This is a genomic window from Labilibaculum sp. (genome assembly GCF_041595635.1).
Taxonomy (GTDB): domain Bacteria; phylum Bacteroidota; class Bacteroidia; order Bacteroidales; family Marinifilaceae; genus Labilibaculum.
In genome coordinates this window covers 1-21,238 of the sequence record NZ_JBFHJW010000066.1, presented here as the reverse complement: position 1 = coordinate 21,238, position 21,238 = coordinate 1, and the positions used below count along the sequence as shown (strand labels likewise).

Here is a 21,238-nt window from a genome sequence, read left to right as displayed (position 1 = left end):
CGTTGTATAAAAGTTTTTATTAATTCTGCTCATGGATAATATTAAAGTTATCGTATTTCTTATTGACAAGGTTCTATTCTTGTATTTACCTAACTTCTTGTTTCCAATATTTTCAAAGAACTTTCCCGATCGTTTATCCCCATTTCTAAGGCGATCTGTTCATTATTTTTTCTCTCGTAAGACAGTCGTTTCTGCCTCTAAAAGCGGTTGCAAAGATAAAGAATTTAATCCCAAACTTGCAAATCTTTTTTAAACTTTTTTTTCAGCGCTAATTTCGCCCAAAACCCCATGTTTCCTAGTGGCCCCAGCGTTCGTTAACTCTGTAAGCGGCTGCAAAGATAATCGAAATATTTTCACATATCCTAATGCAATCCAATAAAAATTTAAAAAAATAAATAAAACTGGAAGTCTAGTAGGTGTAAGAAATAAATACAATCATAAAAAGATTCCTACGACCACCCTACCACTGCCTATAAAATACTACTAAACAACCATTTTATAAATCCACTCTCCGTTGAAAGTGGATGCAAATATAATAGAACCGAACGCACATCTCCAAACGTTTCCACAAAAAAATAAAAACAAAAAACACAAAAGCCTGACTATTAGCGATAAAAAAAACTCACAAATTTATTGTGAGTTGATTCTTAGTATATGCAAATTGATATTAATCTTATTTCCCATTCAGCAATAGTTGCATTAGATTACCAACCTGCTCTTTATTCCCAAGAACAAACAAATGAAAACATTTATCCAGGACTATTTCCGGTGAAGGATTATAAATATAAACACCTTCCTCATCCTTTAATCCAATAATATTAGCTCCAGATTTGTCTCTAACATTCAACTCGCGTATTGATTTGCCGATAAAACATACAGCCAAATCTTTACAGCTAACCTCCTCCAACTTAACACCCTGAGTAGATTGCAACAATATATTATCTAAAAATTCAACCACATCGGGTTGCACAACCAATTTAGCCATCTGCTGCCCTCCAAGGCGATCGGGCATGATCACATTATTTGCTCCTGCTCTTTTCAATTTATGATCGGATTGGCTTTTTTCAGATCTTGAAATAATCTTAATACTTGAATTCATTTCCCTAGCAGTAAGCACCACATATACATTTTCGGCATCGTTAGGAATTGCAGTTATTATCGCTTTTGCTGCTGCAATATTAGCCGAGCTTAAAACTTCTTCCTGCGTTGCATCCCCTTGTACAAACAATAGTTCAGGAAACATACGAACCTTATCAATAGAGCTTTCTTCCGAGTCAACTACAACTACTTGTTCTCCATGCTCAAGCAACTCAATACATGCCTGCTTCCCATTTCGGCCAAAACCACAGACAATTACATGTCCATTTAATTTATCGATACTTTTCACAATTCTATAATCTTTTAAATTTCTACGAAAAACACCATCCAATAAAAATCGGGTTACTGCGGAAGCTAAGTATCCAAAGATTCCAAAACTGATTAATATTAAAAAAATAGTAAATAATTTACCACCATCGGTCATTGGATGCACTTCGGTAAAACCAACCGTAGTAATTGTAATAACGGTCATGTAAAGAGCATCAATAAAAGTATAGGCATCATTTATTAACATGAAACCAAGGGTGCCGACTAAAACCGCCAACACAAGAGAGGACATCGCAATACTAATGGTACGCACATTCCCTTCCCAAACTTTTTTCTTATTCATTCCTTTTAGATTAAGATCTAATATAATCATTAAAGGCTAAGCAGAGTCCTAGAAAATTATCTTTTTATCAGGATTTACCAACACCAATATTACGTATGATTCGATTCCCAAATTCGCACTGCAGACAATTCCATGAATCACAATAATTTACTTTTAACTGAAGTAAGGCCTGAGAATCGTATGCCGATTTAACTTCGACCCCGCATTCCTTCCACTTACGAGTAATTGAATTTTTCTCAGCGGCTAGTTCTTCCAAAAAAGTGCAGGCTTTGTCTTTCAATTCCTGCGAATCATTTATTTTCCCATAAAAAAATAACATGGGAACAACGCAATTTATAATTAAAGCATCGATACTAATTGCCCCCAACTCTTTCTCTTTTTGCACAGATTCCACGCCAAATTGATAATGAGTATTCCAATAATCGGAAGCCTTACAGGCAAATAAACAAGCAATATCAGCAATAGAATTAGCATGTAAAACTTGCGAAAACAAAGATTGTGAATGATGAACCAGGGCCGCAAACTGCGCAATTCGAATGGTTGGAAAATTAGATGGCCGCAAGCGCAACCATTTCCACCTGCCTGGTGTTAGTGCCTTTAAGTGATATTTATTAGCTAAAAATTGATATTCCTGTTTCAAACCAGCAAGGTATTCATCATCACAATCGAAGCGTTGAAACAAACCCGATTGGCCAAAAAGCATTGCTTCCAATTGATAGATAGAATTCTTTTGTCGAGCCAAGAACTTCATAGGAATAGATTGCGCTAGCTGCTGAAAAGGGTCGGCATTTACTTTCATTCCAAAATACCTCGCCAAAACCTGATAAAAAGTTTCCTCCCAAGAATTTTGATTCTGTTCTAAGATGTTTTGAATTTCATTCGCTTTCCGCTCCAATCGTTCAAAAAGCATTCTATCCAACCAATTCTTCACAAAAAACCGATCGATGGAACGAATTTCATCCATACAGGGAATCCACTTTTGGGAAGCAATTAATTTTTGATAATTATTGAGCAAATCGGGTGTAAACGAAAGTACCAAACAAGGAATAATGCGATTATTTTCCAAAACAACAGACGAATCGTCTTCGAAAACAACGTGTAATATTACATTTTCGTAAGCTGAATCGGTATGGTGACCGTGCGTATACCACGATGAAGCTTTAAGATGTATTTCAACATTTCCTGCCCAAAGCACATTGTCAATTTTTATTCGCGCATCAAAAAAGTCGGGGCCCGAATCGAAATTTTGCTTGCCTACATCAATAATTTCAATTGCATTCCCATTGGTTGAAAATAAATTTGTTTTTGAAAACAGATTCTGCTTCCAAATGAACTGCAAGAAATCTTCATTCATAGAGTCAATTTTACATCAAATAAAATTGAATTTAATGATTTGTTTCGTGCGTATCAATAAAAAAGACGGTAAATCATTGATTACCGTCTTTCTATACGTTTATTTTGAATCTAAATCAAAGATTTATTTTTTAACAATTCTTCCATTTCCTGCTGCAACTCTTTGGCTTTTACTTTTGCTGTCTCGGCAAATTTCTCAGAAGAATCAGCAAAAATAATTCCTCGCGAAGAATTCACTAACAGTCCACAAGTATTATTCATTCCATATTTAGCTACTTCCTGCAAGCTTCCCCCCTGAGCACCAACCCCAGGAACCAGCAAAAAATGATCAGGCGCTATTTTACGGATATCTCCTAGCATTTCAGCTTTGGTAGCTCCCACAACATACATCATATTTTCTTTTGTTCCCCAATCCTGAGATTTCTCTAACACTCTTTCGAATAATCGTTGATTATTTTGTTCGAAAAACTGCAAATCGAAAGCTCCTTTATTGGATGTAAGCGCCAAAAGAATCACCCATTTATTATCGTACTCCAGAAAAGGAGTTACCGAATCTTCGCCCATATATGGTGCAACAGTAATTGAATCGAAAGGCATATTTTCCAGAAAAGCACTAGCGTACATTTTTGAAGTATTCCCAATATCACCTCTTTTAGCATCAGCAATTAAAAATACATCAGGATAATTCTCCTTGATGTAATTCACTGTTTTTTCAAGACTGATCCATCCTTTGGCCCCAAGACACTCGTAAAAGGCAATATTTGGTTTGTAGGCAACAGTTACATCTGCAGTCGCATCAACAATTGCTTTATTGAATTCAAACACTGGATCTTCAGTATCTAAAAGATGAGAAGGAATTTTCTTCACATCACTATCCAAACCTACACATAGGAAACTCTTCTTTTTCTTAATTTGCTCGAATAATTCCTGATAATTCATTTTTAGCTTGTTTACAAGTTAATACAAAAATGGCAGTGGGATAACCACTGCCAATAATATTATAAACCACTTTCTTTAAGTCGTTCCGAATTTTCTTCAATCTGAAGCTTATCAATCACTTCCTGAATATCACCATCCATGGTAGCTGCCAGATTGTACATGGTAAAATTGATACGATGGTCGGTAACCCTACCCTGCGGATAATTATAAGTACGAATTTTGGCCGATCGATCACCGGTTGAAACCATTGTTTTACGCTTGGATGAAATTTCATCCAGATACTTCTGATGCTCCAATGCATAAATACGAGAACGCAACTCTATCATTGCTTTGGCTAGGTTTTTAATCTGCGACTTTTGATCCTGACAAGTTACCACAATTCCCGTAGGATTGTGAGTTAAACGAATGGCAGAATAGGTTGTATTCACCGATTGACCTCCTGGACCTGAAGAACAGTAAGTATCTTTACGAATATCACTTTCTTTCACATCAATATCAAACTCTTCGGCTTCGGGCAAAACAGCTACTGAGGCTGCACTGGTATGCACTCGCCCCTGAGTTTCGGTTTGAGGAACCCTTTGAACACGGTGCACTCCGGATTCGTATTTTAGAACTCCATAAACACCATCACCGGTTACACTCATCACAATTTCTTTATATCCTCCTGATGTTCCTTCACTCAAACTAGAAATAGAAATTTTCCATCCCTTGGCTTCGCAAAATTTAGTATACATTCGAGCCAAATCACCTGCAAAAATACTTGCCTCATCGCCACCAGCACCAGCACGAATTTCAAGAATCGCATTTTTCGAATCTTCAGGATCGGCAGGAACAAGAAGTAATTTTATATTCTCTTCCATTTCAGGAAGTTTATCTTCTAAATCTTCCAACTCCATTTTAGCCATTTCGCGCAGCTCCTCATCCGATTCGCTATTCAAAATTTCTTTCGACTCGGCAATTGTTCCCAAAGCGTTACGAAATACCTTCGCTGCCTTAGAAACTGCTTCCAATTCCTTATATTCCTTACTTAGCTTTATATATCTCTTCATATCGCCCATCACTTCAGGATCGGTAATCAATTGACCAACCTCATTGAATCGGATAAGGACACCTTCTAATTTATCGAGTAACAAATTATTGCTCATGTTCTGTGTTCTAAATTTTGGACAAAATTAGAAAAATAAAACCATTTTAAATAAAGCTTTCCTAATTTAGATAATGATTTTTACTAATAGTGAAAAGCATGGGTGAAAAAACCTAAACAATTCTGAACCAACAACGCGTAATAAATTTATTTTACCAAAAAGAGCCAATCTTAAAAAGACAGGCTCTTTGTATATATTATTAAACTTGATTTAGTATTCAAATACACCAAATTCACTTTTAATGGTCAATTTTTTACCCTTATTGGTCTCACAACGACCAATTATTTGAGCGTCGACCTTAAATTCTTTGGAAATTTCGATGATTTTTTCGGCAATTTCTTCTGGAACATACAATTCAAAACGATGCCCCATATTAAATACCTTATACATTTCGTCCCAAGAAGTTCCACTTTGTTCTTTTATCAATTTAAAAAGAGGAGGAACCGAGAACATATTATCCTTAACAATATGAATATCGTCAACAAAGTTGAGCACTTTTGTTTGAGCTCCACCCGAACAATGGATCATTCCATGAATTTGAGATCTGAATTGATCAAGAATTTTTTTAACGATTGGCGCATAGGTTCTTGTAGGTGAAAGAACCAACTTACCCGCATCAACATCAACACCTTCCACCTTATCTGTTAATTTGCAATTTCCGGAATACACCAATTCCTCTGGCACTGCATTATCGAAACTTTCAGGGTATTTTTTTGCAAGATATTTTGAAAAAACATCGTGTCGAGCAGAGGTTAATCCGTTCGATCCCATTCCACCATTGTATTCTGTTTCGTAGCTTGCAAGTCCTGAGGAAGACAAACCAACAATTACATCACCAGCCTGAATTTTTTCGTTGGTAATTACATCTTGTCTTTTCATGCGACAAGTAACCGTAGAATCAACAATAATGGTTCGCACCAAATCTCCAACATCAGCAGTTTCGCCACCTGTAGAGTAGATATTAACCCCCATTTTACGATATTCGCTAAGCAATTCTTCCGTTCCATTAATAATTTGCGAAAGAACTTCACCAGGAATCAGGTTTTTATTTCGACCAATTGTTGATGACAAAAGAATATTATCAACCGCTCCCACACATAGCAAATCATCCAAATTCATAATGAGTGCATCCTGAGCAATTCCTTTCCACACCGAAATATCACCAGTTTCTTTCCAGTACATGTAGGCAAGAGATGATTTTGTACCTGCACCATCGGCGTGCATGATATTACAATAATCTTCATCGCCAGTAAGATAATCGGGAATTACTTTACAAAAAGCATTTGGGAACAATCCCTTATCCAAATTTTTAATGGCACTATGTACATCTTCCTTCGAAGCTGACACTCCTCTAAGGTTGTATCTTTCGTCTTTTCTCATGGTTGTTCAATAGTAAAACGCCTAAAAACTGAAGAACGTTTTAGTTTATTCTTTTAATTTTTTTGCTTCGGCAAAGGTAATCTTTTTCCCTTTATTGTATGCGATCACAAATGCTTTAATTCCTGTTTTAGAAATCTCAGTAGCCTGAGCTTTTGCTTCTTCCAAATCGTCAAAAATTCCTGTCGTATATCTTATTAAATTTTTATCAACAGCTGCCCGAAAAACAACCTTATAGTTTTGAATCACGGGAGGTATCGTATTTTTGCTAAATGCTCCAATTTGTATGGTGTAAAAAACCCCTTCTACGCCCTGCAAATCCTTAATGATCGTATTTCCAATTTGACTAGCATCAGCTCCTGGTTTTACTTTTGAATTTGGACCAGGCTGATAATTGGTAGATAGCACTTTAAAAACAGTTCTTCGGTTCAACTGATTGGCAATTTCTCTTTGATCAGTTTTCAGTTTACCAATAAAACTCTCTGTTAAAATATCTCCTTGCGACAAGAATTTATATTCTTCAGTATTTTCATCAGAAACTTTCTTAGGCATTGATTCTCCATAACCTCGTGCCACAAGTCTATCCCAGTAAATTCCTTTTTCAATAAGGTAATCAACCACCGACTGTGCTCTTTTTTGGGAAATTTGTTGATTGGTTGATTCACTTCCCACATAATCGGAATGTGACCCTAACTCTATGGTAATTTTAGGGTTATCATTTAACGTTTCTACCAAGCCATCCAAAGCTTTTTTGGAATCAGCACGCAGTTGCCAACTTCCAAAATCGTAAAAGATATTTGGCAATTCAATTGGTTTTTCGATTGGTTTTAATGCTATTTCTGATTTAAAATTACGACTCAAATCAATTCCTAAAGTACTCAACTGTTCTTTGCCATTCAAATAACCTTCGGCCGATGCCATGACAATGTACTCTAATTCTGGGGCAAGCTCAATATTGAATTGGCCTTCAGAATCCGATTTTCCATCTGTTTGCTCTCCATCGGAAGATACCACATGAACATTTGCATTAGCAATCACGTCTTTAGTTTCCGAATCGATAATTTTACCAGAAAAAGTAAATAACAAAGGCACATATTTAAAGCCGTAAATATTATCGTCTCCATTCTTTCTTGAGGAAGTAAACATTCCTTTTTCATTATCCTCCTGAAAAACAATTGCGAAATCGTCGGCAGCCGAATTAATCGGATATTTCATGTTTTCAACCTGCCACATTCCTGCCTCTTCACGACTTGCATGATAAATATCCAATCCTCCCATTCCTGCTTTACGATCGGAAGCAAAATACAAATCACCATTGCTTTTGCAAAAAGGAAATGATTCATTATCGGAAGAATTGATTGGTCGTCCTAAATTTTGTGGTTTACTCCAATTATTTCCGCTTTTTTTCGTCATCCAGATGTCGGTTCCTCCATATCCACCTGGCATATCTGCAACAAAATAAAGAACTGTACCGTCGGCCGAAATCGCTGGATGGCCTACGGATATGCTATCGGGAACAATACTAAGTTGAACCACTTTTCCCCACTCTTCGCCTTTTCTTTGAGCTGCAAATATTTTTGTTCCCTGATTAATTTTATTTACTTTCTGAGAAGTGGTAAAATACAAAAGATCTCCCTCCGGAGAAAAACATGCGGCACCTTCATTGTACTCAGTATTAATTGTATCACCAATTCCACTAGGAGTACTCCATTGGTAGGTATCCACAAATACTTTTCTACTAACCGAGGCCTTGCCTTTCTTTTTACGACTTTTTCGAATCACTACATTTGAATAGCTCGATATGAAGATATCAGAATAATAATCCCCAGTTACACCATCTTTTTTCACTTTATCCTTCAACTTTCGTGTTGACGAGAATAAAACGACATTAGTATCTTTTCCCATATAGATTGGGCAAAAATCACTACTTGAAGAATTAAAATCTTTTAAAAATTCAATTTTATACCTTCCTGGATATTCCTCCCAATGATTAATTCTATTTAAAATTTGGGAAGGATCATTTTCTGCTTTCGTTTCTGGTTTAAGATCTAAATATTCCCAAAAATTTTCTTCAGCTTCTTCCATTCTTCCATTTTTCACTTCAGCGTAAGCTAAATTTAACACAGCATTGGAAAAAGTATCTCTATTCATTATGGCTTTACGATACCAGGAAGAAGCTTTTCGGGTTTCATTCACCCGATCGAAGCACAAGGCTGTTTTGAATGCAATATCAGCCTTCAACTCTCTATCTTTTGTTTTCTTGTATCCTTTTTCATATAAAGAATTAGCGTAATAATATTGCCCAGAAAGCACCATTTTATCACCCCGATTTACGTATGATTTAGAAGAACAAGAAAGCAATACACCAACTATAAAAATAGTACAAACAGCAGAAAAAGGTTTCATCAGATAGAATTAAAATTCATTTATTGAACTAACAAGGTATAAAAATAATTATTTTATTCTAGCGGTCAATAGATTATAGTCAGAGATCACTTATTCTTATTATAAAACAGAAAAGGATGTTCAATTAATGAACATCCTTTTACTATTTATATTGTTGTTACAATTAGTTATTGAATAACAATTCACGATACTTAGGCAAAGGCCACATTTCGTTATCTACAACTAATTCTAATTTGTCGATATGGTAACGAATCTCATCTAAGTAAGGACGAACTTTTTGATCGTAAGCAGTTGCCATTTCTACACCTGGGGTAAGAACGTTACATTCCTTACGAGCGTTAACCATTTGTTTCACTTTCAATTTAATTTCTCTTGTATGACGAGAGATATCTCTAATTAATTCCAAACGTGCAACCGATAATTCATCAGCTTCGCTTGCTGGGAAAATGTTTCTTAAGCCCTGAACATTTTGAATCAATTTAGTTTGATAAGCAACAGCAGTTGGTACAATATGGTTAATTGCTAAATCACCAAGAACACGAGCTTCGATTTGAACTTTCATGGTAAATTTCTCCATTTCTACTTCAACACGAGCTTCCAACTCTTTTTCTGTCATTACTCCTGAACCTATCAAAGATTTTTTAGCTGGAGCTTCCAAATATTTTAGTAGAGATTCTGGTACACTAGTAATGTTAGTCAAACCTCGTTTTTCAGCTTCTACTAACCATTCTTTTGAGTAACCATCGCCATTAAAACGAATTGCTTTACATTCAATGATCATTTTCTTAAGAACCTGGAAGATAGCTTCATCTTTCTTGATACCTTGCTCGATCAAAGCATCAACAGCAATTTTAAATTCTTTAAGCTCAACTGCAACAGCAGCACTCAAAGCAGTCATTGCAGCAGCATTGTTTACTGATGATCCAACAGCACGGAATTCAAATCTATTTCCTGTAAAGGCAAAAGGAGAAGTACGGTTACGATCGGTATTATCTAAAATAATTTCAGGAATACGTCCGATACCCAATTTCAAAGCTGTTTTTTCGTCTGGAGTCATTTTTCTTTCTCCAACTTCAGCAACAATTTTATCCAACATGCTTGAAACTTCATCGCCAAGGAATGCTGAAATAATTGATGGAGGTGCTTCGTTAGCTCCCAAACGGTGGCTATTCGATGCAGTTAGAATAGAAGCTCTTAAAAGATCTTGATTTTTGTAGACTGCCATCAAGGTATTTACAACAAAAGTTAAGAATTGAATGTTTCCTTTTGGATTTTTTCCTGGTGCTAATAAAACAACGCCAGTATCGGTTCCTAAAGACCAGTTGTTGTGCTTACCTGATCCATTAATGCCTGCGAAAGGTTTTTCGTGGAAAAGAACTCTGAATTTATGTTGACGAGCAACTTTCTTCATCACATCCATTACTAATTGGTTGTGATCATTTGCTAAATTAGCCTCTTCGAAAATAGGAGCCAACTCGAACTGACTTGGAGCTACCTCGTTGTGACGAGTTTTTACTGGAATACCCAATTTATGACATTCAACTTCAAGTGCCATCATAAATTTAGTCACACGTTCAGGAATAGATCCAAAGTAGTGATCATCTAATTGCTGATCTTTAGAAGAAGAGTGTCCCATTAAGGTACGACCTGTTAGAACAAGATCGGGACGTGCTTGGAAAAGAGCCTCATCAATGAGGAAATATTCTTGCTCCCAACCAAGATTAGTATGTACTTTTGTTACATTTTTATCGAAATATTGACAAACTCCAACAGCGGCTTCATCAACAGCAGCCAAAGCTTTTAGTAACGGAGTTTTATAATCAAGAGCCTCTCCAGTATAAGAAACAAATACGGTAGGAATACAAATTGTAGTACCTACAATAAAAGCAGGAGATGAAACATCCCAAGCGGTATAACCACGAGCCTCGAATGTTTGACGAATTCCCCCAGAAGGGAAGGATGATGCATCTGGCTCTTGCTGAGCTAACAACTTACCAGAAAAATTTTCAATCATATGACCACCATCACCGTAATCAATAAAACCATCATGTTTTTCAGCGGTACCATCTGTTAAAGGCTGAAACCAGTGAGTATAGTGAGTAGCTCCTTTTTCAATTGCCCAAGCTTTCATTCCTGCTGCAATTCCATCAGCCATTTTACGATCTATGCTTCCCCCTTTTTGGTTAGCAGCCATCACAGCTTTAAAAGCATCTTTAGAAAGATACTTTCGCATCGAGTCAACGTTGAAAACTAAATCTCCATAATAATCTGTCACTTTATTTGAAGGAAAATTAACAGGAATACTTGTTCTCTTAAGTATTTCCCCTAACGCTTTAAATCTTATTGTGGTCATAAACTCTAAAAATTTAGTTAATTGTTAATATCATCCGAATCAAAAAAGGGGTACTCAGCAAAAAAATAAATTTATTTTCACTCAACACCCCCTTAATGTGCTTACAAATGTCACTAAAAAAAATCAATTTCACAATTCCGATTGCAAAAAAACACACCCAAAGACACAAATAAATAAGAATTATTAGCCGAGAACCCATATTTTTAAAGTTTACAGCTCTATTTTTTATTTATTTTATAAAAAAATAAAAATCAACTGTACTATTAAATTTTATGGGAATTATTTCAGAATTTACTTTTCTCTCCTCTTTTTGAATGCATTAGTTGAGCATACATTTCCAATAACAACAATAGGAATTTTTAAATAATTTCGAAAAAAAAGCAGGAATTCCGAAGAATTCCTGCAACACTACTACTTAACTACTACAAAAAATTTGGATTAATATCCAGGGTTTTGTACGATTACCCCTCCTGAGTTATCAATTTCGGTTTGTGGAACTGGCCAGTATTTATGGTCTTCAGTCCAATATTCTAGTATGCTAGCACGGTCGGTTCGAACTAAATCGTGATAACGATCATTCTCACCTGCTAATTCCAATCTACGTTCTGCGTAAATTGCATCCAATAAATCAGAGCCTGCACTAGTAACATCAGTCAATCCAGCACGAGAACGAACCTGATTCACAGCCCAAGTTGCATTTCCTTCCTCGGAAGTTTCGTAACAAGCCTCAGCATACATCAACAATACATCGGCATAACGCATTACTCTGATATTATTTGCATTATTTCTTATTGAGCTTGCTCTTTCTTCTGGAGTAACATACATTTTTTCCTGATAGTATCCGGTTCTGTTAAAAGTTAAAGTTGCTTTCCATTGATCTAAAGAATCGTTAGCTACATCAGAATCGGTTTGAGCGTAGTACCAATCCCACACCTCATCAGAAATTTCATTTTCATATACTTCATCGGTTGTTAGCAGAGTTGCTGCTTTACGAACAGAGTCTCCTGCTGCATCAAATGCATCGGCCAAATCTTGTGTTGGCTGATTGATACCGTAACCGTAAGTAATATTTCTTGGCAACATAAACAAGGTTTGAAAGTTACCATTATTGCTATAGGCTGAAGTTTCTGTCTCCGATTCAATATAGTTTATTTCGAATATTGATTCAACGCCATTTTCACCATCGAAAGAGAAAACGTGCGCATAATCGTCATCCAACTCATATTCTCCAGAATCGATTACTTTCTTAGCCCAAGTTTTTGCATCTTCGAAATTCTCGGCATAAAGGTTCACTTTTGCCAAAAGACCATCAGCAAAACCCTGAGTTACACGACCCAAATCGCTGCTACTATATTCACTTTTCAAAGGTAAATCAGCTTCAGCACTTTCCAATTCCGTAATAATCCAAGCATAAACATCAGCAACATCGGATTGACTAATGGTTTCATCGGTAGTTGTTATCAAATGGTCAACAATAGGAACCCGACCAAAAGCACGAGCCAATTCGAAATGATAAAAAGCTCTCATCGCTCTTGCTTCGGCAATGTATCTTAATTGAATAGCCTCAGAATCGAATAAATCGACTGACATTTCTTCAATTCCTTCTATTGCCTGACAGCATTTATTAATACCGCGGTAACAAACCATCCATTTATATTTAGCCTGAAAAGCATCAGCTGTTCCATTAAAAGTCTTCAAAGACTCAAAACCAGAATTATCGCTATCGCTACCACTATATACTGCATTATCGCTTAAGGTTTCGCCAAAAGCCCAAAAGAACCAGCCAAAACGATAATCTTTTATATCGGAGTAAGCTGCTGTAACCGAAGCTTCGGCTTTTTCCTGACTATTAAAATATACGTCGGAGGTCTCTTCCCCTAATTTGTCTTGATCGAGATAGTCATCGTCGCAGTTGGTAAGGAATAAACCTAACGCCGCAATCAAAAGGACTTTACTCATTGATTTTATATCTATTTTCATACGATTCATTTTTACAGATTAAAAGCCTAGTTTAACACCTACAACATAGGTTTTAGCCTGAGGATATGTACCTATATCAACCCCACGGCTTAAATAATTAGTCGAAGTAATTTGTCCAATTTCCGGATCAGCTCCTGAATAATCAGTAACAGTCCAAAGATTTTGACCTGAGAAATACAATTTTGCAGAACTCAATTTTGCATGATTGATCCAACTTTTTGGAAAGTTATAAGCCACCATTAAATTTTTCAGACGCATATAAGAGCCATCCTCCACAAAACGATCGGAAGTTCTGTTACTATCATTCACATCATAACCTGTAATACGTGGCATGTCTGTATCCGTATTACTTGAAGTCCAAGAATTCAGCATGTCTTTATGCTTGTTGGTTTCATCAAATTTGTAAAGGTGAGTTTTCATGGCATTAAAAATGTCATTGCCTTTAGAACCTTGAATAAAGGCACTAAGCTCCCAGTTTTTATACTGAAGTCCAAGATTAATTCCATAGGTGAAATCTGGATCAGGACTACCGATTTTTGTTTTGTCATCGCTATCCACTTCTCCATCGCCATTCACATCAACAAATTTCATATCACCTGGCTGTAGGCTTGAGTTATCGGAACCTTGTTGAATTGCATGGGCATCAATTTCAGATTGCGACTGGAATACTCCATCGGTTTTATAACCATAAAAATAACCAATAGATTCTCCCTCCTCGGTTCTTGTTGCACTACCCGAGTAATAAGTTCCTCCGGTAATTGGCTCACCTGAACCAAGGCTTGTCATTTCATTTTTGTAAGAAGATACATTAAAGCCAATATTATAGCTTAAATCTGAATTTATCTGATTTCTCCAACTTACTGAGAATTCAATTCCCTTATTATTTGCTTCGCCCACATTTACAGTTGGTCCGCTTTCGTAGCCATAGTAGTATGGAATAGGTACATCAAGCAACATGTCTTTTGTATCTTTAGTATACCAATCGAAAGACATTTCTAAACGAGCATCGAACAAAGCTGCATCGACACCAATATTTATTGACTCAACTGTTTCCCATTTAATATTTTCATCAGACATATCTGTTACCACATAACCCTGATATACTTCCTCATCTTCTCCAAAAACATAACGATATTGGGAGTCGCCATTCATGGTAGTTTGGTATGGATAGGTTCCGATATTCTGATTACCAATCTGACCCCAACCACCTCTTAGTTTTAAAATAGAAAGCCATTCTGCATCTTGCAAAAAGTCTTCCTCGGTTAATTTCCAACCTAAAGCTACAGAAGGGAAGTATCCCCACTTGTTACCATCCGAAAATCTAGATGATCCATCAGCACGAAAACTAGCCGTTAACAAATATTTATTATTGTATGCGTAGTTGAAACGACCCAAATAAGACATCAATGTATATTCCGAAGCAGAACCTTCCGCTACATCACCATCGGCTCCTGAGGAAAGATACCAAAGAGCCTCATCCTCGTTAGGAATATTATTGGTAGTACCCGACATCCATTCGATACGATTCTTTTCTTTTGTAAATCCAACCATAGCACTAAAGTCGTGCAAACCAATTGTTTTTGTATAGTTCAATGTATTTTCCAAAGTTTCGTAGACATCTCTGTTATAACCTCTGTAAACACTATTGGTTTCATTACTCTGATTTACATTTACGTAGTATTCTGGAGTGAAATTATAAGTATCCGTTACTGATCTGTTTAATGAATAACTGGATTTAAATTTCAAATCCTTAAGAATTTCAACTTCAGCAAATACATTTCCTAACAATCGAAATTCTTCGGTTCTGTAATTGTTGTACTCAATTTGTGCAACTGGATTTGGATAATCGGTAAATTTAGAATAATCGTATATTCCTTCTGCCTCATCAATCCATACAGGAACTACTGGCTCAATTTTGATGGCTGTATTAATTGTACCAGTATGGTAACTTCCTTCGGTTATGGTATGCTGCTTATTGTTTTGAATGTTGATATTGGCACCAACTCTCAAATAACTTTTCACCTGATAATCGGTCTTCAATCGCGCATTTATACGGTTGTAATCGGAACCTATAACAGTTCCTTCCTCGTCGTAATAACCCGTTCCAAACACATAGCTAGACTTTTCTCCTCCACCTGAAACACTCACATTGTAATCTTGAACTGTGGCCGAACGAGTAATTTCATCGAACCAATCGGTATTTACATTCTCGTCAACTTGAGTTAGATCGATAGGAGAAGTTCTTGTTTCATTCAAAGTTTCCTGAATTCCGTACCATTCGGAACCTGTTGTTGTCTCCCAATTATTAATTACTTCTTTCACACCATAGTATGCATCCACATTTACACGAGGAGCTGAATTCTTCTTACCACTCTTTGTGGTTAAAAGCACAACACCATTTGCACCCCTGGAGCCGTAAATAGCCGATGAAGATGCATCTTTTAAAACCTCAACAGAAGCAATATCATTCGGATTTAGAAAATCGATATCCGTTGTGGGAACACCATCTACTACATACAATGGATCAGCATTGTTGACCGTACCAATACCACGAACACGAATTGAGATAGATCCTCCTGGTGTTCCACTATTAGAAAGAACTTGAACTCCTGCGATTCTTCCTTTAATCGCATCGTTTACAGTATTTATTGGTTGTGCTTCCAGTTCCTCAAAATCAACAGAAGCAACAGCACCGGTAATGTCACTTTTTTTCTGAACACCATAACCAACCACCACAATTTCGTCCATGGCAACATTATCGGCTTCGAGACTAATATTCACTTCATTTTTTGTACCAACAAGGGCCTCAACCTGTTTCATCCCAATGTAACTGAATACCAAAGTAGCATCAGCACCAACTTTGATTTGATAATTTCCATCAAGATTGGTTGTTGTTCCGTTGGTTGTACCTTTTTCAACAACAGAAACACCCGGAATGGTAAGTCCGTCGTTTGCGCCGGTAACCACACCTTTAACTAGCAGATCCTGTGCCCAGGATGCTTGCCAGCCAAGAAGCATGATTAGGGTAATACATGCAATTTTTCTCATAGTATTAATTTTTGGTTAGTAAGTAATTATTAAATTCACTTATATTTTCATTACCCCAATTCCGGGGCTATTCTTTAAAACAACTTTTCCATTCACAATTTCGACTCCTTTAAATGGATCATTAGATATCAACAAATTTCCATCTAAATCGGCCCAATCGACCATTGGAGATAATTGAGCTGCTGCACTAACTCCGCAGGAAGTTTCGGTCATGCATCCAATCATAACTTTCATATCAAGTGAACGCGCTACATTTAGCATTTTATGGGCTTCGTGCATTCCGGTGCACTTCATTAACTTGATATTAATTCCAGAATAAGCACCGTGCAATTTTGACACATCATCGAGACGTTGAATTGCTTCATCGGCAATTGTAGGCAAAGGACTGTGTTGTGTTAACCATGCCATATCATCTAAATTGCACTTATCCATTGGCTGTTCCACAAACACAACACCTTGTTCTTTCAGCCAATGAATTTTATCCAAAGCTTCCCTCTTGTCTGTCCATCCCTGATTCACATCAACACACAAGGGAACATCGGTAATTTTGCGAATCGTATTAATTATCTCCTCATCAGTATCCTTACCAATTTTCACTTTCAATATTTTGTAAGGAGCAGCTTCTTTTACTTTTTCCATTACTACATCAGGGCTATCAATACCAATGGTAAAAGTAGTAAGCGGTGTATCTTCAGGATTATATCCCCAAATTTTAAACCAAGGCTTATCCAAAATCTTGCCCAATAAATCGTGCAAAGCAATATCAATGGAAGCTTTAGCAGCACAATTTCCTTTAGCAACAGAATCGACGTAAGTTAATATCTCACTTAGACGAAAAGGATCGGAAAATTGATTGAGATCCAAGCCTTTTAAAAACTTCCTAGCTGTTTCATGAGATTCTCCTAAATAGGGAGGCATAGAAGCTTCGCCATAACCAACAAGACCATCCCATTCGATTTTCACAAGCATTACTGGCGTAGAAGTTCTCGAATAAGAAGCAATGGTAAAAACGTGATTCAAGTGCAATTCGTAAGCTTCAAAACTCAATTGCAAACCCTTCCCAGAATACCGAGAGTTTACAGCACCATTTCCTTTGCCTGAATTCATTACAGGCAATAAGCATACAGCTCCTGAGCGCAAACCCAAATCTTCATTAAATGTTCTTCTATCTATGCTCATTTAACCCTATTCTATAATTAATACCAAGGATGTTCTGAAATTCTGCAAATACCTACTTCTCCTATTCTACCCATAAGTCTCCGAGCTCCCAAATAACTAATTGATCGATATTCATTGAAATCATCTGCTTTTGGATCAAAACTATTTACACGAACCCTACCCGAAGAATGAATATATTCTCCATGGTTCATATACATTCCAACATGAGTTACTTTAGGTGATTTTCCACCGACTGCTTCTTTTCCAAAAAAAACCAAATCACCCTCTTCCAAATTCTGAAAACCATCCTGAGGAGATATTGTATCTCCATGAAGAAATTGCAGAGAAGCATCACGAGCCAAAATAAGCCCGTTCATAAAATATACCGACTTTACAAATCCACTACAATCGACTCCTTTGGCTGAAGTTCCTCCCCATAAATAAGGACGACCCATAAATTCTTTCGCCGTTTTGCTTAAAATAGAAAGATCTGTTAGCTCTCGATTTTCCCAATCAGAAAAAAGTTGGCAATTCGTTTTTTCAATTTGGATTCTTCTTCCATCAGGTAAAGCCAAATCATAATTCTTCTCGTTTTCTTTCTCTATTTCCAAAATTGAACCAGCCACCAAATCGGCAACTACCTCTTTTTGATTTGAATCCTTAGCCAAAAGAAGAGATGGAATCACAATTACTCTTTTCGAATTTCTCCATGCTTCCAAATCACTCTTTGTTAGTAAAGAAAGAGCCTCACTATCGGTCCAGGCAATATATTTATCTGGAGTTTGCACCAAAAACCAAGAATCTTTTTTCTTTAAAACTTTAACAGGTGTTCCCATTATTGCCTGAGAAACAAGTTCGGCTGAATGTTTAGGTTGAGCGCGCAAATTAGCGACACTCAAGGTGATTAAAGCCCAATTTTGTGTTTTTGAATTTTGCACTGGAAGAACGAGCAATCGATCCTCTAACTGAATATTTAATTTTTCAAGATCAGAAATCAAGGCTGATTTTGCCTCGGGCAAAGATGTTTCTCCAATTAGTACTACTCGATTCCCATCAACATTGAAATTCGTTGTAAAAATAGCTTCTCTGCTATCTGGAGCAAACTCCAATTTTACGGATTGCGATATGCTTTCAATTTGTAGCAACAAACTTTCATTTTTACAGCTACAAAAAGCGCAAACGATAACAACTATACAAATCCAATGTTTCATATTAAATAAAAGTAATTGGTATTACATCTTACAATATTCCAAATTTAAATACATCTAACAAATAGAATGAATGGTTCAATATGTTTCATAACACATTATAAAACAATATATATACCCATTAAAAGCCCATTTATTCCTCTATCTTAAAGTCCTATCTCAAGCACATTACTCGACAAACTCTCCCGACGACCTCTATTTACTGATTTTACAGAATATACCATGCCTTTTTGATTCCCCAACAAAGGCATAAATTCACAACTTGTAATACAAAATACTTCTAATTCAGCATTTCTTCTTCCAAAATGTTTGTAAACAATGTAATAATTAGCACCATCTACAGGCTTCCAAAGTAATGTATCATTCTTCAGCTCCAACTTTGGAGCCAAAGCAATAGGGCCCGTAAACTTTTTATTCACAGGGATGAGAGCAGGGGTTTTATAAACTTCTGATTGCAATAGTTCATTAATAGCCAATCGATTATTCAGGAAATTTTTGGAAGAGAAAAACATGCTTCCGTTGATTCCTTTTTTCCTTCTATTCAGTTTTATTTGACGAGTTATTTGCTCAGAATTCTGCCAAGCCTGTACTTTAGAGTTAGAATGTAAGCGGTAAACACCTTGACCGATATAACAATCTTTGCCAAATCGATTTTTTTGCCACCATTTAACCAATCTTCTATAATTCGCTACTTTTTTTCCTATGTGCCAATAAATTTGAGGTGCCACATAGTCGATCCAATCATTTTGTAACCAAAGTAAAATATCAGCATACAAATCATCATAATTAGTTTGTCCAGCTTCGGTCCTCGATCCTGACTTATCTACACTTTTATTTCGCCAGACACCAAAAGGAGAAATCCCAAAAGGCAACCATGGCTTAATCGATTTTATCGTATCGTGAATCTGCTTGATCACTTGATTCACATTATCTCTTCTCCAATCATCAATTCGATCTGGAAAAAAAACGCCTCCATTTTCTGCAAAGCTCAACGAATCTGGAAATGGCTGACCGGATATTTTATAAGGATAAAAATAATCATCAAAATGTATTGCATCCACATCGTATCTTCGCACCACGTCGCCAACAATTTTCGAAACATAGTCTCTCGTCTCCTGAAAACCAGGGTCGAAATATTTATGCTTACCATAGTTCAGAAACCATTCTGGATGTTGGTTACTAATGTGCAGTGGATCTGTTTTTGTTTTCTCGTACAAAAACACCGCACGATAAGGATTCATCCAGGCATGAAGTTCCATGGCCCTTTTATGACACTCTTCGATAGCAAATTGCAATGGATCGTAGAATGGCTCAGGTGCTACCCCCTGCTCTCCACTTAGCCATTGTGACCAAGGCTCATAGTCTGATTGATAAAATGCATCGGTAGCAGGACGAATCTGAAACACAATGGCATTCATTCCGTTCTTTTTATGCTGATTTAACAAATCAATCATTTCCTGCTTTTGTCTCTCTATTGAAAGACCAGTCTTTGAAGGCCAATCGATATTATCGACCGTAGCCACCCACACCGCTCGCATTTCCCTTTTATGCGAATATTTTCTTGCCATGGCTCCTACCGCCAGCAAAATGAACGAAAAAGCTATGATTAATTTTTTACTCATATTCAAGCATATTCTGTTTGCATTCTAAAAAGACTAATCGGCACTTTACTTCCCACCTCTATTCAGATTCGAAAGATCCCATTCAGTATGTCAACATTCAAGCATCTAACAACAAATGGACACATTGGCTGTTTACCCCTAAAAAAGCAAGAATATCAATGAAAATAATAGAATTATTTTCTTACACCCCCTTTTAAAGTTATCATACATGTTACAAAAATAAAAATATTATTAGTTTTACAATAGAATATCAGTGAAAACAAGTTTATAAATTACAGAATGAGTAAAAATACTTATATTCCTATGCCATAAAGCAATACTTATAATAGTAGGCCACAAATAATATTGACTATGCTTTGTAGCTCGCATTTATTAGTCTAAAACATTTATGGGACCGAAAAGTGACAATAAGAGTAGATGTACTACAAAAAACCAATATCTTGGCTTATATAGAATAAGAATACTACGACTAACAACTAGTGTTCTTCATTACTGATTAAAATGAAATAAAACTGAAGTGCTTATTTGTAGACTATTGCTCCAACTTCTATTTATAAAAGTTTATCTTACACAATTAACTAGCGATTATGAATTCAAGCTTCTTGATTAAAAAAGTTAAATTTGCTACACTTTTACTCAACTGCTAACAAGTAATAAAAAGTAGGCAAAAGCGAATTCATTCTATCATAAAGATGATGCAGCAATTAACTCAATTGCAAAAACCTAAAAAAACCGCCCTCATGATTCACTATACATTCCGTATTTACAGAGGCTATACATGTTTTCTCCTTTACATTGGTATTCAGATTCTATTTTTCTCGCACTCCATTCTTGCCCAAAAAGTAGAAACAGGAATAGATGTTCTTCAAGCCACAAGTTTTTCAGCTTTACACGGAAAAAAGATAGGAATTATTACCAATCCTACCGGCGTGAATAAAAAT

General features: G+C 36.3%; 12 protein-coding genes and 1 pseudogene. 1 reads left to right on the top strand and 12 read right to left on the bottom strand.

Annotated features, from left to right (window positions below; translation table 11 throughout):
- Positions 1 to 673 precede the first annotated feature (673 nt).
- From ABYT26_RS15000 to ABYT26_RS14945, 12 genes are all read right to left on the bottom strand, one after another.
- Positions 674 to 1,708 (bottom strand): TrkA family potassium uptake protein, encoded by a 1,035-nt coding sequence (locus ABYT26_RS15000; protein ID WP_372755337.1) that lies wholly within the window; start codon positions 1,706 to 1,708, stop codon positions 674 to 676.
- Between the two features lie 67 nt (positions 1,709 to 1,775).
- Entirely contained in the window at positions 1,776 to 3,062 is a 1,287-nt protein-coding gene (locus ABYT26_RS14995) for a DUF2851 family protein (RefSeq protein ID WP_372755335.1), read from the bottom strand.
- Positions 3,063 to 3,172: 110 nt separating this feature from the next.
- Positions 3,173 to 4,000, bottom strand: coding sequence for an orotidine-5'-phosphate decarboxylase (pyrF, locus tag ABYT26_RS14990; protein WP_372755333.1), 828 nt, complete (start codon positions 3,998 to 4,000; stop codon positions 3,173 to 3,175).
- Positions 4,001 to 4,059: 59 nt separating this feature from the next.
- The gene (gene prfA / locus ABYT26_RS14985) at positions 4,060 to 5,145 is read right to left on the bottom strand and encodes a peptide chain release factor 1 (RefSeq protein ID WP_372755331.1); all 1,086 of its coding nucleotides are present in this window, start codon (positions 5,143 to 5,145) and stop codon (positions 4,060 to 4,062) included.
- Between the two features lie 210 nt (positions 5,146 to 5,355).
- Positions 5,356 to 6,525, bottom strand: coding sequence for an AIR synthase related protein (locus ABYT26_RS14980; RefSeq protein ID WP_372755329.1), 1,170 nt, complete (start codon positions 6,523 to 6,525; stop codon positions 5,356 to 5,358).
- Positions 6,526 to 6,570: 45 nt separating this feature from the next.
- On the bottom strand, positions 6,571 to 8,928 hold the full coding sequence (locus tag ABYT26_RS14975; protein ID WP_372755327.1) for an OmpA family protein: 2,358 nt from the start codon (positions 8,926 to 8,928) through the stop codon (positions 6,571 to 6,573).
- 163 nt (positions 8,929 to 9,091) lie between these two features.
- On the bottom strand, positions 9,092 to 11,281 hold the full coding sequence (locus tag ABYT26_RS14970) for a glutamine synthetase III (RefSeq protein ID WP_372755325.1): 2,190 nt from the start codon (positions 11,279 to 11,281) through the stop codon (positions 9,092 to 9,094).
- A 438-nt stretch (positions 11,282 to 11,719) separates the two neighbouring features.
- Entirely contained in the window at positions 11,720 to 13,261 is a 1,542-nt protein-coding gene (locus ABYT26_RS14965) for a RagB/SusD family nutrient uptake outer membrane protein (protein WP_372755323.1), read from the bottom strand.
- 18 nt (positions 13,262 to 13,279) lie between these two features.
- Positions 13,280 to 16,309, bottom strand: a complete 3,030-nt coding sequence (locus ABYT26_RS14960; protein WP_372755321.1) for a SusC/RagA family TonB-linked outer membrane protein — start codon at positions 16,307 to 16,309, stop codon at positions 13,280 to 13,282.
- Positions 16,310 to 16,348: 39 nt separating this feature from the next.
- Positions 16,349 to 17,488, bottom strand: a complete 1,140-nt coding sequence (locus tag ABYT26_RS14955) for a dipeptide epimerase (protein ID WP_372755319.1) — start codon at positions 17,486 to 17,488, stop codon at positions 16,349 to 16,351.
- 17 nt (positions 17,489 to 17,505) lie between these two features.
- Entirely contained in the window at positions 17,506 to 18,612 is a 1,107-nt protein-coding gene (locus tag ABYT26_RS14950; protein ID WP_372755317.1) for an NlpC/P60 family protein, read from the bottom strand.
- A gap of 209 nt (positions 18,613 to 18,821) precedes the next feature.
- The gene (locus ABYT26_RS14945) at positions 18,822 to 20,297 is read right to left on the bottom strand and encodes a glycoside hydrolase family 10 protein (RefSeq protein ID WP_372755315.1); all 1,476 of its coding nucleotides are present in this window, start codon (positions 20,295 to 20,297) and stop codon (positions 18,822 to 18,824) included.
- 740 nt (positions 20,298 to 21,037) lie between these two features.
- On the opposite strand from ABYT26_RS14945, the pseudogene ABYT26_RS14940 reads away from it, so the two are divergent.
- Positions 21,038 to 21,238: pseudogene (locus ABYT26_RS14940) on the top strand (hypothetical protein); the annotation flags it as partial.

What these genes read in the sequence shown, in the direction of transcription:
- prfA (WP_372755331.1), bottom strand. Translation starts at nt 5,145, where the DNA reads ATGAGCAATAATTTGTTACTCGATAAATTAGAAGGTGTCCTTATCCGA.
- ABYT26_RS14970 (WP_372755325.1), bottom strand. Translation starts at nt 11,281, where the DNA reads ATGACCACAATAAGATTTAAAGCGTTAGGGGAAATACTTAAGAGAACA.
- ABYT26_RS14945 (WP_372755315.1), bottom strand. Translation starts at nt 20,297, where the DNA reads ATGAGTAAAAAATTAATCATAGCTTTTTCGTTCATTTTGCTGGCGGTA.
- ABYT26_RS15000 (WP_372755337.1), bottom strand. Translation starts at nt 1,708, where the DNA reads ATGAATAAGAAAAAAGTTTGGGAAGGGAATGTGCGTACCATTAGTATT.
- ABYT26_RS14975 (WP_372755327.1), bottom strand. Translation starts at nt 8,928, where the DNA reads ATGAAACCTTTTTCTGCTGTTTGTACTATTTTTATAGTTGGTGTATTG.
- ABYT26_RS14995 (WP_372755335.1), bottom strand. Translation starts at nt 3,062, where the DNA reads ATGAATGAAGATTTCTTGCAGTTCATTTGGAAGCAGAATCTGTTTTCA.
- ABYT26_RS14955 (WP_372755319.1), bottom strand. Translation starts at nt 17,488, where the DNA reads ATGAGCATAGATAGAAGAACATTTAATGAAGATTTGGGTTTGCGCTCA.
- ABYT26_RS14980 (WP_372755329.1), bottom strand. Translation starts at nt 6,525, where the DNA reads ATGAGAAAAGACGAAAGATACAACCTTAGAGGAGTGTCAGCTTCGAAG.
- ABYT26_RS14965 (WP_372755323.1), bottom strand. Translation starts at nt 13,261, where the DNA reads ATGAAAATAGATATAAAATCAATGAGTAAAGTCCTTTTGATTGCGGCG.
- ABYT26_RS14960 (WP_372755321.1), bottom strand. Translation starts at nt 16,309, where the DNA reads ATGAGAAAAATTGCATGTATTACCCTAATCATGCTTCTTGGCTGGCAA.
- pyrF (WP_372755333.1), bottom strand. Translation starts at nt 4,000, where the DNA reads ATGAATTATCAGGAATTATTCGAGCAAATTAAGAAAAAGAAGAGTTTC.